Origin of the sequence: Paenirhizobium daejeonense (genome assembly GCF_014280875.1) — a bacterium.
Lineage (GTDB): Bacteria > Pseudomonadota > Alphaproteobacteria > Rhizobiales > Rhizobiaceae > Allorhizobium > Allorhizobium daejeonense.
Genome location: NZ_JACLAL010000005.1, coordinates 116,828 through 130,932 on the forward strand (window position 1 = coordinate 116,828; position 14,105 = coordinate 130,932).

Sequence of the window (14,105 nt, forward strand, 5' to 3'; positions counted from 1 at the left end):
ACAAGGGAGATACGGTATGCGCATTCTCCTGACCAATGATGACGGCATTCATGCCGAAGGTCTGGCCGTCCTGGAACGCATCGCCCGAACCCTTTCGGACGATGTCTGGATCGTAGCACCTGAATCGGACCAGAGCGGCCTTGCTCATTCGCTGACGATTTCGGAACCGTTGCGCCTTCGCAAGGTGGCCGACAAGCGTTTCGCACTGCGTGGAACGCCGACGGACTGCGTCATCATGGCGGTCCGCGAGGTTCTCGACAGAAAGCCCGATCTGGTGCTCTCCGGCGTCAATGCGGGGGGCAACCTCGCTGACGACGTGACCTATTCCGGTACCGTGGCTGGCGCCATCGAAGGCACGCTGCAGGGCGTTCGCTCGATCGCGCTCAGCCAGCTTTACGAATATGACAATGGCGGCCGGATGATCCCCTGGGAAGTCGCCGAGACGCTCGGACCCAAGCTGCTGGCGCAGCTCATTGAGGCGGATCTTCCTGACGGTACGTTCCTCAACGTCAACTTCCCCCGCTGCGCCCCATCTGAGGTGCAGGGCATCGAGGTGACGTCGCAGGGCAAGCTCGATTTCGGTTTGGAAGTCGAGCAGCGCGCCGACGGTCGGGGCTTTCCCTATTACTGGTTGCGGTTCGGCGATCGCGGTAGCCGTTTTCGCGAGGGAACGGACCTGCAGGCCATCAAGGCGAACAAGATCTCGGTTACCCCGCTGAAGCTCGACATGACGGACTATGCCGCGCAGGATCGTCTTGCGAAGGCGCTGGGCTTCGGAGTTGCGGGTTGAAATCGGCTTTGGTGGAAAAGGAGGGCTTCGCGGCTCTCGTGCTCAGGCTCCGGTCGGAGGGGATCTCGGATCTCGATCTTCTGACTGCTGTCGAGCAGACTCCGCGATCGCTTTTCGTTCCGCCGCAATATTCCGACGAGGCCTATTCGAGCCGCTCGATCCCGATCGAATGCGGTTCCTTCATGGAAGGCGCTGACCTCGCGGTGCGCTTGCTGTCATTGCTACAGGTCAAGCCTGGACAGCGCGTGCTGGAAATCGGCACCGGAAGCGGTTTCATGTCGGCGGTGCTCGGCCGATTGGCTGAGCGGGTACTTTCCGTCGATCGGTACAAGACGCTGCTTGCCGGTGCGCAGCAGCGTCTCGACAATCTTGGCATGCGCAATGTGGTGCTGCGCCAGTCCGATGGCAGTAATGGTCTATCGGGTGAGGGCACCTTCGATCGCATCCTTTCGACCGCGGCCTTTCCCGCCATGCCTCGATTTTTCGCCGAACAGCTCGTCTCTGGCGGCATGTTCCTCGCTCCGCTCGTCACCGGCGAAAATACCTGCGTCATGGTGCGTCTCATCAAGACCGGTAGCCGTTTCGAGCGCGAGGATCTGTTCGAGGCGCCCTATCTGCCGCTGGTACCCAAGATTGCGTCTTTCCTCTGAATTGCCGACGACCGTGGCCCGAACCCCGTGCGAATGTGCGGAGTTTCGAAATTATTCACAGTGATTCCTGCCAGTTAACCGCCCGGTAACACTAACGCGCTTTAATTAAACCACATCAAGTTGCGTAGAATGTGGGTCGAGTTATGCGTGAAAATGTATCGCCGAAATCCGGACTGCCAGTCGCCCGTATAGCAGTGGCAATGCTGCTGGCCGGTGCCGCCAGCGGGTGCAGTTCCGATGCGTCCCGCTTCAGTTCTGTCTTTTCAACCGACAGTATGACGACGGCCTCGACTCCGAGGCGTCATATTACTGGTGTCGAGGGGCAGAGGCTCGTGCCCTCGCAGGATATCGCTGGCGCACAGCCGGATTATTCGACCCGTCAGCAGGCAATGAGTCAGCCTTATCCTTCGGCTCAGCCCTCCTATCCGTCTCAGAGCGCGCCTTCGGTCGCCCGCAGTGCCGCCGCCCCGGTTTCGGTTCAGCGCGCCGAACTCGCTCCCCCGTCCGCAACGTCCCGCAATGACGAGCGACAGGCCGCTCTCGCGCAGCCGTTCCCCTCGGCCCCCAACAATACCCAAACAGCATCTCTCGGTGCTCCGCCGCGCAACCTCAATGCCGACGAGCTGTCCACCGGTACCACGCGTCCGGCCGGCAACTGGTCCGCGGCAAATGCCACCCGCGTGACGCTGAAGCCCGGCGAAACCCTTGCGACGCTTTCCCAGCGCTATGGCGTGCCGGAACGAGAAATCCTGAAGGCCAATGGCCTGACCCATTCATCGGATGCCGCAGCCGGTCAGCTCGTCATCATTCCGTCCTTCGCAGGGCAGAAGAATGCTGCACGCGCCGCAGCCGACGCTTCCGGCTTGCCGGCGAACGGTCAGAAGCCGCTTGCTCCCCAGGCGCCGGAGCAGAACGTCGCCGTTCTTCCGAGTACGCCGACTTCGCGCGATAAGTCACAGAATCTGGCGTCGAGCGCCACAGGTAAGTCGGACGCTGGCGCAGGTGCCGGACCTGCTCCCTATGTCGTCAAGCCGGGGGATTCCCTCAACAAGATCGCCAAGGCGAATGGCGTATCCGTCGATGCCCTGAAGAAGGCAAACGGTATTACGGATGGCAATATCCGCATCGGCCAAAAGCTGAAGATGCCGGGTGCGTCGAGTCAGGTGGCCTCCGCTGCCGACAAGGCTCCGGTCGCCGATCCTGTCAAGACGGCCTCTGTTCCGGCCAAGGACAACAAGCCGGCACCGGCTGCCTACAAGCCGCCGGCTGCAACCCAGTCCGTCAGCGAAGTCGCTTCCGTCGATACGAAGGAAGATGCGCCGGAAGCCACCGGCATCGGCAAGTATCGCTGGCCGGTACGCGGTGCGGTCGTCGCCGGCTACGGCGCTAATGTCGAAGGCAAGCGTAATGACGGTATCGATATATCCGTACCGCAGGGCACGCCGGTCAAGGCCGCCGAAAACGGTGTGGTCATCTATGCCGGCAACGGCCTTAAAGAACTCGGCAACACGGTTCTGGTGCGCCACGACGACGGAACGGTCACTGTCTACGGCCATGCAGATGCGCTCTCGGTCCAGCGCGGCCAGAAGGTTCAGCGGGGACAGCAGCTCGCCACTTCCGGCATGAGCGGCAATGTGAAGCGCCCGATGCTGCACTTCGAGGTACGCAAGGATGCGACCCCGGTAAATCCAATGACTTTCCTGGAATAGGTATTGCGTCCCAGGCAGGTAATGAAAAGGCCCGGAAATCCCGGGCCTTTTCTTGTTGCAGGAGGCTGCGGCACCCGGCATTCAGGGGCGGTCTGTCCTGACGCGAAGGCGACCGGCGAGATCCTGAATATACTGCCACGCCACACGACCTGAGCGGCCGCCGCGCGTGGTCGCCCACTCCAGCGCCTCGCGATGGAGTTGCTCCCGGTCGAGTGGAAGGGCGAAATGTTCAGCGTAACCGTCGATCATCGCCAGATAGTCTTCCTGACCGCACTTGTGGAAACCCAGCCACAGGCCGAAGCGATCCGACAGCGAGACCTTTTCTTCCACCGCTTCCGAAGGATTGATGGCGGTGGACTGCTCGTTCTCCATCATGTGACGGGGGAGCAGATGGCGCCGGTTCGAAGTCGCGTAGAAGAGAACATTGTCCGGTCGTCCCTCGACTCCACCGTCGAGCGCGGCTTTGAGCGATTTATATGCGGTGTCGTCATGGTCAAATGACAGGTCGTCGCAGAAGACGATGACACGGTGCTCCACATCCTTGGCCAGATCAAGAAGAGCGGGCAGGGTGGCGATATCCTCGCGATGCACCTCTACCAGCTTTAGCGATACGCCCGTTTCGGCCCGGACATCGGCATGAACTGCCTTCACGAGCGAGGATTTGCCCATGCCACGCGCGCCCCAGAGCAGCACGTTGTTGGCCGGGAATCCTTCTGTGAAACGAAGCGTATTCTCATGCAGGATATCGCGTACGTGGTCGACGCCGCGGATGAGCTTGAGCGCAATACGGTTCGGTCGTTTGACCGGTTGGAGCTCATTGCGAGCAGGGCTCCAGACGAAGCAATCCGCGGCATCCCAGTCGATTTTAGCGGGGCCGGGGCCGGCTAGCCGTTCGACGGCTGCCCTCAGTCGGCGCATTTCCTCCAGCAGCGAAAGATTGATCTCTTCGGGCATAGCGATTCCCTCTTAAGCGTGTTGCGATCTTCACCTGTCACGGTTTTGCCGGGCGGTAGCATGGCGTTTTGAGGCTCGAAAGGGTAAGAGGCGGTAAAACGGTACGCATAACGGCTGTTTCTGTTGCATTCATATAGCCGGTTACTATATTCCGGCGACCTGATGCGGGGGGCCAGCGGTTGCCCGCGCGCTTGGCTTGTCTAGGGAGTTATTGATGTTCATTACTGAAGCCTTCGCCCAAGAGGGAACTGCTACCGGCGGTGTATTCGGCTCCGGCCTTGAAATGCTGTTCCTTTTCGCACCGCTGATGCTGATCTGGTATTTCCTGCTGATCCGTCCGCAGCGCCAGCAGATGAAGAAGCGCGAGGAAACGCTGACTTCTATCCGGCGCGGCGATCAGGTCGTCATGGGCGGCGGCATTGTCGGCAAGGTTACCAAGGTGATCGACGACAAGGAACTTGAGATCGAGATCGCCGATGGCGTCAAGATCCGTGCCCTGCGCACCTACATCGCCGAAGTTCGCGTCAAGGGCGAGCCGGTCAAGACCGAGGCGGCTGCCTCCTGATTGCTGCCGGGCCGGCTTGACCGGCCCCGCATTGCCTTAAGCAAACATCTGATTTCGAGAGTTTCATGCTGTACGTTTCTCGCTGGAAGACCGTATTGATCTGGCTTGCCGTGCTGGTGAGCACGCTGGTGGCGTTACCCAACGTCTTCAGCGAGGAACAGCTTCGCTCCCTGCCATCCTGGTTGCCGCATAAGCAGGTGACGCTCGGTCTTGACCTGCAGGGCGGTTCCCACATCATGCTCAAGATCGAGCGTGCCGATATCGTCAAGGAACGCCTTGAGACGACGGTCAGCGATATCCGCGCCGCTTTGCGTGATGCGGGCATCCGGTACACAGGCCTTTCGGGCGTGGGTCAACAGATCCAGGTTCGGATTACCGATGCCGATAAGGTCGAGGCGGCCAAGAAGGCACTGGAAAATATAACTGCGCCCGTGAGCGTGGGTGGACTGACGGGCGGTTCCGTTCAGGAAGTGACGCTCACGGAAGAGGGAACCCTTCTCCGCTTCAACTTGACGGAGGCCGGTATCGACTACCGCGCGTCCTCCGCGCTCACCCAGTCTCAGGAGGTGGTGCGCCGCCGTGTCGACGAGCTCGGAACCACCGAGCCGTTGATCCAGCGGCAGGGCAATGACCGCATCATCGTCCAGGTTCCGGGTCTGCAGGATCCGCAGCGGTTGAAGTCGCTGCTGAACCAGACGGCCAAGCTGTCCTTCCATATGGTCGACACGAGCATGCCGGTAGAGGAGGCCATCAACGGTCGTCCACCCGCAACATCGGAAGTTCTTTATTCGGTTGACGATCCGGCTGTTCCTTACCTTGTGGAGAAGCGCGCGCTGGTCTCGGGTGAAAACCTCGTGGACGCGCAGGCAAGCTTCAACCAGCAGAATAACGAACCGGTTGTCACCTTCCGCTTCGACAGCAAGGGATCGCAGCGTTTCGCCCAGGCGACACAGCAGAATGTTGGACGTCCCTTCGCCATCGTACTCGACGATCAGGTGATTTCAGCGCCGGTCATCCGTGAGCCGATCATCGGCGGCTCCGGACAGATCTCCGGAAACTTCTCGGTTGAAGGCGCCAACGACCTTGCCGTTCTGCTTCGCGCCGGCGCATTGCCCGCGACGCTGACCGTGGTCGAAGAACGGACCGTCGGTCCGGGTCTCGGTCAGGACTCGATCAATGCCGGTATTACCGCAAGCGGCATCGGTGCGATCTTTGTCGTGCTCTTCATGCTCGGTTTCTACGGCACCTTCGGTGTAATGGCGAACATTGCACTCGCCGCAAACGTCATCATGATCATCGCCGTCCTGACATTGATCGGCTCGACTCTCACTTTGCCGGGTATCGCTGGTATCGTGCTGACCATGGGCATGGCGGTGGATTCCAACGTTCTCGTCTATGAACGTATTCGCGAAGAGGTCAAAAGCGGCCGGTCTCTCATTCAGTCGATCGATACGGGCTTCAACAAGGCCTTTGCGACGATCATCGACGCCAACCTTACGACGCTCATCGCTGCTCTGGTCCTCTTCTTCCTCGGTTCCGGCCCTGTGCGCGGATTCGCTGTTACGCTTGCCGTCGGTATCGTGACCACCGTCTTCACCGCCTTCACCATGACGCGCTGGCTGATGGCTATGTGGTATCGCTGGCGCCGTCCCAAGCATCTGCCGAAGGGTGTTCGCACCGGAATTTTCGATGCCCAGAACATTCGCTTCATGGCGATCCGACGCTACACCTTCGCCATTGCCGGCGCATTGACGCTGGCGTCGCTGGTCGGCTTCATGACCGTTGGCCTCAGCCTCGGCATCGATTTCAAGGGTGGTTCCATCATTGAGGTGAAGGCGCGCAACGGCGCGGCCGATATAGCCGACATCCGTGACCGTCTCAGCCAGCTCAACCTCGGCGAAATCCAGGCTCAGGGTTTCGGCGATCCGTCGAGCGTCCTGATCCGTATCCAGGCCCAGGAGGGTGGTGAGAACGCTGAGCAGTCGGCGATCACTCTGGTTAGGAGCGAGCTTGAGAACGCTTATGAGTTCCGACGTGTCGAAGTGGTCGGTCCAGCCGTATCTGGTGAACTGACCAGGACTGCGACGATCGGCGTTGGCGTTTCGTTGATCTTCATCCTGATCTACATATGGTTCCGCTTCGAATGGCAGTTCGCGGTCGGTGCGATCATCGCAACCTTGCACGACGTGATCCTGACGCTCGGCCTGTTTGTTTTCCTTGGGATCGAATTCAACCTGACGAGCATCGCGGCGATCCTGACAATCATTGGTTACTCGTTGAACGATACAGTCGTGGTCTATGACCGAATGCGTGAGAATCTCAGGCGTTACAAGAAGATGCCGCTCAACGTTCTCATCGACACATCGATCAACCAGACTCTGTCGCGTACGGTGCTGACCGGTTCGACGACGTTCCTGGCGCTGGTCGCGCTCTATCTCTTCGGCGGTGAGGTTATCTCCTCTTTCACACTAGCCATGCTGTTTGGCGTTCTGGTCGGTACCTTCTCTTCGGTTTATATCGCCGCACCAGTTCTGATCGCCTTCCGTTTGCGGCCTGAAACCTTCCAGAAGGACGATGTGGACAAATCGCGTCCGGTCTCCGGAAAGGTCGAGGCCTGATCGTGGCGCTGGGACCGATCGGCAGGGGTATCGTCATCCGGCAGGCCCATTTTCCCGGTCGGGCACCGATTGATGCCTACGGCAATGGTGGTTTCCGTTTCGCGGATATGTCTCATCGTGGCTCGCTACTGCTTCTGCCTTCCGGCGTCTATGGCTGGGGACTGGATGAGGGGGAGCCGCTGACGGTCGCGGCATTCGAACGGGTGCTGGACGAATCGAAGGATATCGAAGTGCTGCTGGTCGGTACCGGCAAGCAGCTTCGTCCCTTGCCCGCAGAGCTCAAGGCGGCCTTGAAGGCGCTGGGAATCTCCAGCGACCCGATGAGCACTGGAGCCGCGGTGCGCACCTATAACATCATGCTGGCCGAGCAGCGCGCAGTTGCAGCCGCGGTTATCGCTGTCTGAAGAAGTCGGAGATTTCCGTGAGCCAGCAAATGCCCGACAGCAACGCCGTCAGCCTAACAATATTGCGGGATACGGATCGCGACCGTTATCTCGCATGCTTGCTGTCACCAGCGGAGAAACGCGGAGCGCTGGCTGCTCTCTATGCCTTCAATGCGGAGATTGCCCGGATCCGCGATCTTGTCCGTGAACCCCTGCCGGGCGAAGTTAGGCTGCAATACTGGCGCGACCTTCTGGCCGGCTCGGGACATGGCTCCACCGAGGCCAATCCGCTTGCTGCCGAACTGCTGAGAGCCATCGAGGAACACCGGTTGCCGGTCGCGGCACTGCAAGGCATGGTCGATGCGCGGGTTTTCGATCTCTATGACGATCCCGTTGAGACTACGGCTATGCTCGAGGGTTATGGCGGCGAGACTGCTGCGGCGCTGATCCAGCTTGCCAGTCTGGTGCTTGATCCGGCCGCCGCGCCAGCCTGTGCGGATATCGCAGGGCATGCGGGTGTCGCTCAGGCCATTGCCGGGGCGATGCTGCTGATGCCGACCCACCGTGCCCGTGGTCAGCTTTTCCTGCCGCTGCAAATTCTCTCGGCCGTCGGACTGGACCGTGATACATTCCTTGCCGGCAAGGATAGGGAGCGGATCGGAGCCGCCGTGGCGGCCTTCGCGGGTCTCGGCCTCGATCACCTGCGCAAGGCGCGCGGTGCGGGCAAATTGCCGCGCAGTCTCGTTTGCGCCTATTTGCCCGTGGCATTGGCCGAGCCTGTTCTTGTCGCAGCACAGCGCTCCGGTGCTGCCATTTTCGAACGGGATATCAGGCCCGCCCAGTGGCGGCGGCAGTTGAGGATGATGCGTGCGGCCTATGCCGGGCGATTCTGATCGCCGTCAAATTCGCGCAAGGCTCGGCTGTTATCGCTTCATCCGCCGCCGGAAAACCGGCTTGGAATTGGAGGCATGGCGTGAGCTTGGTCACTTGGACGCTGATATTCGTGCTGGTCGCGGTCTTTGCATATTATTCGACGCGCATGACGAAGCGGGTTGCCGAGGACAATCTTCATGATACAGGCCTCGCCATTATGGAGTTCGGTCGGGCCTTTCCAAAAGAAGCGATCCGAAATCTGCACGCCACGGCCGACGGCAAGGTCGTCTTCGTGCGCCTTCACGACAACAAGGCCGGGTTCATGCGCAGCCTTCGCGGCCATTATGCCTGCCATCTGATCGAAGCGGGCACCGTCCGGGTGCGCGATCTCTCGAATGGTCGTGGTATTGCAATCGAGTTCCTCGATGCTCCGTTCCACAATGGTGAATTCACATTCTCCTCTCCGGCGGAGGCTGCTGAGGTCTCGCTCTGGCTGCTGGGAAATTACGTCGCGCCGGCCGGACGCGACACTCCGCCCGCTGGCGCTTTGCCAACCACCTGATTCTCTTCAGCGGCATGACGTGCAAAGACCGTAGCGACGACCATCCCAAAGATAAAAAAGGCGCCGCCACCTGATAAGCAGGAAGCGGCTCCGCAAGATCGTTACGCTCTTGACGTCGTCAGCTTCAGCTCTCCGCTAAGCCGAGCCAGGTCTTGCAGTCGGCCAGCGCGCGGGCGGCAACAAGCTGCCGCTTCATGATCGTCTTGTCTTTTCCGCGGAAGCGCTTGACGCCCTCCGGCTTGACGATCGATCCCGGCTCAAGTTCCGGGAACAGGCCGAAATTAATGTTCATCGGCTGGAAGGAACGCTTGCCCGGTTCTTCGTCGCTGACGATGTGCCCGCCGGTGATGTGGTTGAGAAGCGAGCCGAGCGCCGTTGTCGGTGGCGGTAGCCGGACAGCCTCGCCCTTGCGCTCAGCTGCGGCAAACCTGCCGGCGAGCAGACCGACGGATGCGCTTTCGACGTACCCCTCGCAGCCGGTGATCTGACCAGCGAACCGAAGACCCGGGCGGCTCTTAAGCTGCAGCGAGGAATCGAGCAGGACCGGGGAATGGATATAGGTGTTCCGATGCAGGCCGCCGAGACGTGCGAATTCAGCGTTCTCGAGGCCCGGAATCATCCGGAAGATTTCGGCCTGGGCACCGTAGCGGAGCTTGGTCTGGAAACCGACCATGTTGTAGAGCGTGCCGAGTGCATTGTCCTGACGCAACTGCACCACCGCATAGGCCTTGACGGTCGGGTTGTGCGCATTGGTGAGGCCCATCGGCTTCATCGGGCCGTGACGCAGGGTCTCGCGGCCCCGTTCGGCCATGACTTCGATGGGAAGACAGCCGTCGAAATAGGGCGTGCCTTCCCATTCCTTGAAGCCTACGGCGTCGCCCGCAATGAGCGCATCGACGAAGGCATTGTACTGTGCCTCGTCCATCGGGCAGTTGATGTAGTCCTTGCCCGTGCCGCCCGGTCCGACCTTGTCGTAACGCGACTGATACCAGCAGACATCCATATCGATGCTGTCGCGATAGACGATGGGGGCTATGGCGTCGAAAAAGGCCAGTGCATCCTCGCCGGTCTCGGCACGGATGGCGTCGGCGAGATCCGGCGAGGTGAGGGGGCCGGTTGCAACGATCGCAAGCCCCCAGTCCTTCGGTGGAAGGCCACGAACTTCCTCGCGAACGACGGTGATGAGCGGATGCGTGGAAATCGCCTCTGTAACGGCAGCGGAAAAACCGTCGCGGTCGACGGCGAGCGCGCCGCCGGCCGGAACCTGATGCTTGTCCGCGCAGGCCATGACCAGTGAACCGGCAAGCCGCATTTCCGCATGGATCACGCCCACGGCGTTCGCTGTCGCGTCGTCCGAACGAAAGGAGTTGGAGCAGACAAGTTCTGCGAGGTCGTCCGTCTTGTGGGCATCCGTGCCGCGCACGCCGCGCATTTCGTGCAGGATCACCGGCACGCCAGCTTGTGCCGCCTGCCAGGCAGCCTCCGAACCGGCGAGCCCGCCGCCGATCACGTGAATGGGGGAAATCGTGGTGTTTGTCATGGGCGGCTGCTTATCACGGGCAGGCCCGGCTTCCAATCATTTCCATTCCGGGTCTCGGAATCAAAAACGGCGCCGAATGGCGCCGTTCACGAAGCTTTCGCTGCTGACCTATCGATTAACGAAAGGAGCGCGAAGCGATGTTACGGATCTCGTAACGGGTGATGCCGATGTCAGAGAGCGCCTGGTTGGACAGGTTGCCCAGCTCGGCCATCGTGCGGCGGTAGCTAATCCAGTTCTTTGCAATGCGGATCGGGTTCATGGTCATTTCCTCGGGTGTTATCTTTTGCGCTGATCTTGCGGCTCATTCCGCATCAGCGATTGACGTTCTTATACGCTCGTAAAATAACATTGTGCAGTGCAAATTATAAGCGACTGCCATGCATTTGTGCAGGGGGATGGTGCATATAAAGGCAGAGAGCAATAAATAGGCACGCCTACAGGCCGTGCGAGGAAACGTCAGGCAAATAAAAAAGCCCCCCGAAACGGGAGGCCTTTTTCAAGGTCTAATGCTGGCTGGATCAGCCGGCAACAGCCTGACGAGCAACGCGACGGATGTCCTCACGGCCAATGCCGAGGTCACGCAGTTCGCGGTCGGTCATGCGGCCGAGTTCGGTTACCGTCTGACGATACTTGCGCCAGTTGTTGAGCGAGCGAGTGATGTTCATGATGTGCCTCTTTTCTATCTCAGTGGCGCTCCTCTTTTGGGCGCCTCCTAATCTCATGGCAGTAATATATGCTGCGTCGCGAAAGAGATGAAGGCTCAAACCTGTATGACACCTATGCGAATGACGCATGGGGCAATGGTTGATGATTGGTAAATTGCCGAATTTTTTGGCGAGCAATGCAGCATCGCAGGTTCGGTGATATGGGTGGAGAAGTTCCTTTTGCGATGCACAAGATCGGCGAAGTGCAACGAAACGCCAGCGAGCGGGCCAAAAAAATAACGCTCACCGGGGGAGGAGGTCCGGTGAGCGTCATTTTGGGAGACCTGCGACTGGGAGGAGGAGTGTCGCTGGTCAAATCGACACTGTGCTGGGAGGAGGAGTGCACAGGCCGAAACTGTCAGGTGGATCATCCACCGAAGATCTCCGGAACCAAATTTGCTCCTCGTGATCTCATTGAGTTTTGTATACCTCATATATTTGCTTTTGTGCAGTGCGATATATTCATGGAAGCCATGCGCAAGATGCATGGTGTCCCTTCCGAGGGGCGTGGCCGATGGCGATTTGGCGATTGTCTTTCTCTGTGGTGCGGACCAGAGTGCGCACAAGGAGTGAAGAGAGACGGCCTTGGGTTGTTTTCTCCAGTAATCAGATAGGGGAGGATCGATGTATCGGGGGCGATTGAAGCGGGATCTGGCCATCTGGGTCGGCAAAGGAATGCTTTCCCAGGCAACAGCAGACGTGCTTCTGAAGGAATTCGATTCCCGAAAATCATCCTTCAGCGTTGGCGGCGTGCTGATGATTCTGGCAGCAGTGCTGATCGCCGCGTCGATCCTGCTTCTGGTTGCCGCCAACTGGCAGGAGATACCGCGCCTTACGAAGGTTGTCGGCATCGTCCTGCTGATCTGGATCTTTTATCTTTCCGCGGCGCTTTCCTTCGCTCGCGGTTCGGACAGGCTTGGTGCGGCGTTGCTGGTGTTGGGTGCAGCAAGTTTCGGCGGGGCCATCGCCCTGATCGGCCAGCTCTATCATCTCTCCGGCGATACGCTCGGCGCCATGCTGCTATGGTTTGGGATGACGGTGGTGTCTGCTGCGGCCTTCCGCTCGGCGGCGCTCACCGTTTTCGCCGGCCTGCTGGCCTTTGTCGTGTTCGGCGCCTATCTCGAACAATATGATGCGGAGTGGCAGGGGCTCTATGCCTTCTGGCCGCCGGTTGCAGGCGTCATCCTGGCGCTCCTCGCGCAGTGGACGGGGGCCGAGCGGTCGCGGCATCTCATTTATATCTTGCTGCTCGGTTGGTGCGCATGGCTCTACTCGCTCCATACGGATGTTGGAGTGGCGATCCTCTTTGTGATCGTGGGTGCGCTGGCCTTCCTTGCCGTGACGATGCCGCTGTCGCCCATTTCCGCTCTGGCCCGCCAGCGTGGCGCATCTCCGGCCTTTTACACCTTCGTGCTGACACTCCTGGGACTGGGGCTGCTGCACTTTCACTGGACCGAGGGCGGCGATCTGGCTCTCCTTGCTTTGCTCACCATCGGGGCGACGTTGCTGGCGCTGTCGCTGGAGGGTAGGGATAATGGAGCGGTTCGCTATCTCGCCTATTTTATTTTCGCGGCGGAGGTTCTCTATCTGTCCTTTGTGACCATCGATTCCATGCTCGGAACGTCCACTTTCTTCTTGCTTGCGGGTCTGGTTGTTGCGGTGCTGGCATTTGTCGTGGTGAAGCTCGAGAAGATCTTCACTCGCAAGGACAAGGAGATCGCGCAATGATCGAGATGTTCCGCCGTCCGCTTATCCGTTACCTTGCAATTGCTGCCGTTCTCTCTCTTGTGCAGACGATCGTTCTGGCTGGAATGATTGAGAAACGTGCTTCCGTCCTGCGTTCGGGAACGGAAATTCTGCTCAAGACAGCGCCGGTCGATCCGCGCGACCTCTTGCGCGGAGATTATGTCATCCTTTCCTATGATGTTTCGACCGTTCCGGTTGCGCTGATCAAAGGCGAAAAGCCACAACCCTATGAACTGGCCGAGATGAATGTGCGCCTGAAACCGGGTGTAGACGGCTTCTGGGTGATTGATGAGGCTTCCTTCGCGAGGCTTCCATCTGTGGAAGGAACAGTCGTCATGCGCACGCAGCCGTTCCGTACCTATGCGCTTCCCGTGGATGACGGAGGGAGCCTCCGGGTCGACTATGGGATAGAGCGCTATTATGTGCCGGAAGGCGAGGGGCGTCCTATCGAGGAAGAGCGCAACGAAGGAGCGGTCAGTATCGCCGTGCGTGTGAGTGCAGACGGGCTCGCCCAGATTCGCGAATTGCGGATCGATGGCAAGCCGCTCTATGAAGAGCCGCTATACTGAGTTTTCTCACCGGTAATCGTCCTGTCGATCATGGCGGGGCATGGGAACACGGGTGCCTGCGGCTGATTCCCGTGGGAGCCGGGGTTTGTGTGTCATTTTTCCTTTGCGTGTATAAAAACGGGTGATATAGAGACGCGCGCTCCGGAGGGGCCATGCTGAAGGCAGCATGCGGTTCTCTTGGACGCGGGTATGGTGAAATTGGTAGACACGCCAGATTTAGGTTCTGGTGCCGCAAGGCGTGGGAGTTCAAGTCTCTCTACCCGCACCAGGTTTTCCGCGCGGGTGTATGCGGGACGGAAGCGAAGCCGTTCACATCGCTCTTAGCGCCATATTGCCTGGCAGAATGCTTGAGGATTGCGTCGCAGCCACGCCCGGGAAATCATTTGGATTCCGGCGTCGTGCTCGGGGAAACAAAACGGCTGCCCGAGCACGGCCGCCACGA

Annotated in this window: 14 protein-coding genes and 1 tRNA gene; 11 read left to right on the forward strand and 4 right to left on the reverse strand. The window is 59.7% G+C overall.

What is annotated here, in order from left to right:
• Positions 1 to 16 precede the first annotated feature (16 nt).
• From surE to H4I99_RS13015, 3 genes are all read left to right on the forward strand, one after another.
• On the forward strand, positions 17 to 790 hold the full coding sequence (gene surE / locus H4I99_RS13005) for a 5'/3'-nucleotidase SurE (RefSeq protein ID WP_163905128.1): 774 nt from the start codon (positions 17 to 19) through the stop codon (positions 788 to 790).
• Positions 787 to 1,440 carry a protein-L-isoaspartate(D-aspartate) O-methyltransferase gene (locus H4I99_RS13010; protein ID WP_163905130.1) on the forward strand — a complete coding sequence of 218 codons (654 nt, stop codon included), beginning with the start codon at positions 787 to 789 and terminating at the stop codon, positions 1,438 to 1,440. Before surE ends, H4I99_RS13010 begins: the two co-directional genes overlap by 4 nt.
• A 143-nt stretch (positions 1,441 to 1,583) precedes the next feature.
• A complete protein-coding gene (locus H4I99_RS13015; protein ID WP_163905133.1) occupies positions 1,584 to 3,149 on the forward strand; it encodes a LysM peptidoglycan-binding domain-containing M23 family metallopeptidase in 1,566 nt (521 codons plus the stop codon).
• 81 nt (positions 3,150 to 3,230) lie between these two features.
• Here the strand turns inward: H4I99_RS13015 and H4I99_RS13020 are convergent, their stop codons facing one another.
• Complete coding sequence (locus H4I99_RS13020; RefSeq protein ID WP_163905135.1) at positions 3,231 to 4,103, reverse strand: ATP-binding protein; 873 nt, start codon at positions 4,101 to 4,103, stop codon at positions 3,231 to 3,233.
• 214 nt (positions 4,104 to 4,317) lie between these two features.
• Here H4I99_RS13020 and yajC point away from each other — a divergent pair, with 214 nt between their 5' ends.
• From yajC to H4I99_RS13045, 5 genes are all read left to right on the forward strand, one after another.
• Entirely contained in the window at positions 4,318 to 4,668 is a 351-nt protein-coding gene (gene yajC, locus H4I99_RS13025; protein ID WP_163905137.1) for a preprotein translocase subunit YajC, read from the forward strand.
• 65 nt (positions 4,669 to 4,733) lie between these two features.
• The gene (gene secDF, locus H4I99_RS13030; RefSeq protein WP_163905139.1) at positions 4,734 to 7,286 is read left to right on the forward strand and encodes a protein translocase subunit SecDF; all 2,553 of its coding nucleotides are present in this window, start codon (positions 4,734 to 4,736) and stop codon (positions 7,284 to 7,286) included.
• Positions 7,287 to 7,303: 17 nt separating this feature from the next.
• Complete coding sequence (locus H4I99_RS13035; RefSeq protein ID WP_163906282.1) at positions 7,304 to 7,690, forward strand: Mth938-like domain-containing protein; 387 nt, start codon at positions 7,304 to 7,306, stop codon at positions 7,688 to 7,690.
• Between the two features lie 29 nt (positions 7,691 to 7,719).
• Complete coding sequence (locus H4I99_RS13040) at positions 7,720 to 8,562, forward strand: phytoene/squalene synthase family protein (protein WP_163906285.1); 843 nt, start codon at positions 7,720 to 7,722, stop codon at positions 8,560 to 8,562.
• Between the two features lie 80 nt (positions 8,563 to 8,642).
• Positions 8,643 to 9,104: a hypothetical protein gene (locus H4I99_RS13045; protein WP_163905141.1), complete on the forward strand. Its 462-nt coding sequence runs from the start codon at positions 8,643 to 8,645 to the stop codon at positions 9,102 to 9,104.
• Positions 9,105 to 9,228: 124 nt separating this feature from the next.
• On the opposite strand, the gene trmFO is transcribed toward H4I99_RS13045, so the two are convergent.
• The 3 genes from trmFO to H4I99_RS13060 all read right to left on the reverse strand — a co-directional run bounded on the left by trmFO (position 9,229) and on the right by H4I99_RS13060 (position 11,309).
• A complete protein-coding gene (gene trmFO / locus H4I99_RS13050) occupies positions 9,229 to 10,644 on the reverse strand; it encodes a methylenetetrahydrofolate--tRNA-(uracil(54)-C(5))-methyltransferase (FADH(2)-oxidizing) TrmFO (protein ID WP_163905143.1) in 1,416 nt (471 codons plus the stop codon).
• A gap of 115 nt (positions 10,645 to 10,759) precedes the next feature.
• Positions 10,760 to 10,903, reverse strand: a complete 144-nt coding sequence (locus H4I99_RS13055) for a DUF1127 domain-containing protein (protein WP_099059989.1) — start codon at positions 10,901 to 10,903, stop codon at positions 10,760 to 10,762.
• A 259-nt stretch (positions 10,904 to 11,162) separates the two neighbouring features.
• Positions 11,163 to 11,309, reverse strand: a complete 147-nt coding sequence (locus H4I99_RS13060; protein ID WP_163905145.1) for a DUF1127 domain-containing protein — start codon at positions 11,307 to 11,309, stop codon at positions 11,163 to 11,165.
• A gap of 663 nt (positions 11,310 to 11,972) precedes the next feature.
• On the opposite strand from H4I99_RS13060, the gene H4I99_RS13065 reads away from it, so the two are divergent.
• The 3 genes from H4I99_RS13065 (at position 11,973) to H4I99_RS13075 (ending at position 13,931) form a co-directional block, all read left to right on the forward strand.
• Positions 11,973 to 13,076: a DUF2157 domain-containing protein gene (locus tag H4I99_RS13065; protein WP_163905146.1), complete on the forward strand. Its 1,104-nt coding sequence runs from the start codon at positions 11,973 to 11,975 to the stop codon at positions 13,074 to 13,076.
• Positions 13,073 to 13,663, forward strand: a complete 591-nt coding sequence (locus tag H4I99_RS13070; RefSeq protein ID WP_244625074.1) for a GDYXXLXY domain-containing protein — start codon at positions 13,073 to 13,075, stop codon at positions 13,661 to 13,663. Before H4I99_RS13065 ends, H4I99_RS13070 begins: the two co-directional genes overlap by 4 nt.
• Positions 13,664 to 13,846: 183 nt before the next feature.
• Positions 13,847 to 13,931 (forward strand) — tRNA-Leu (locus H4I99_RS13075).
• The last annotated feature ends 174 nt before the right edge of the window (positions 13,932 to 14,105 follow it).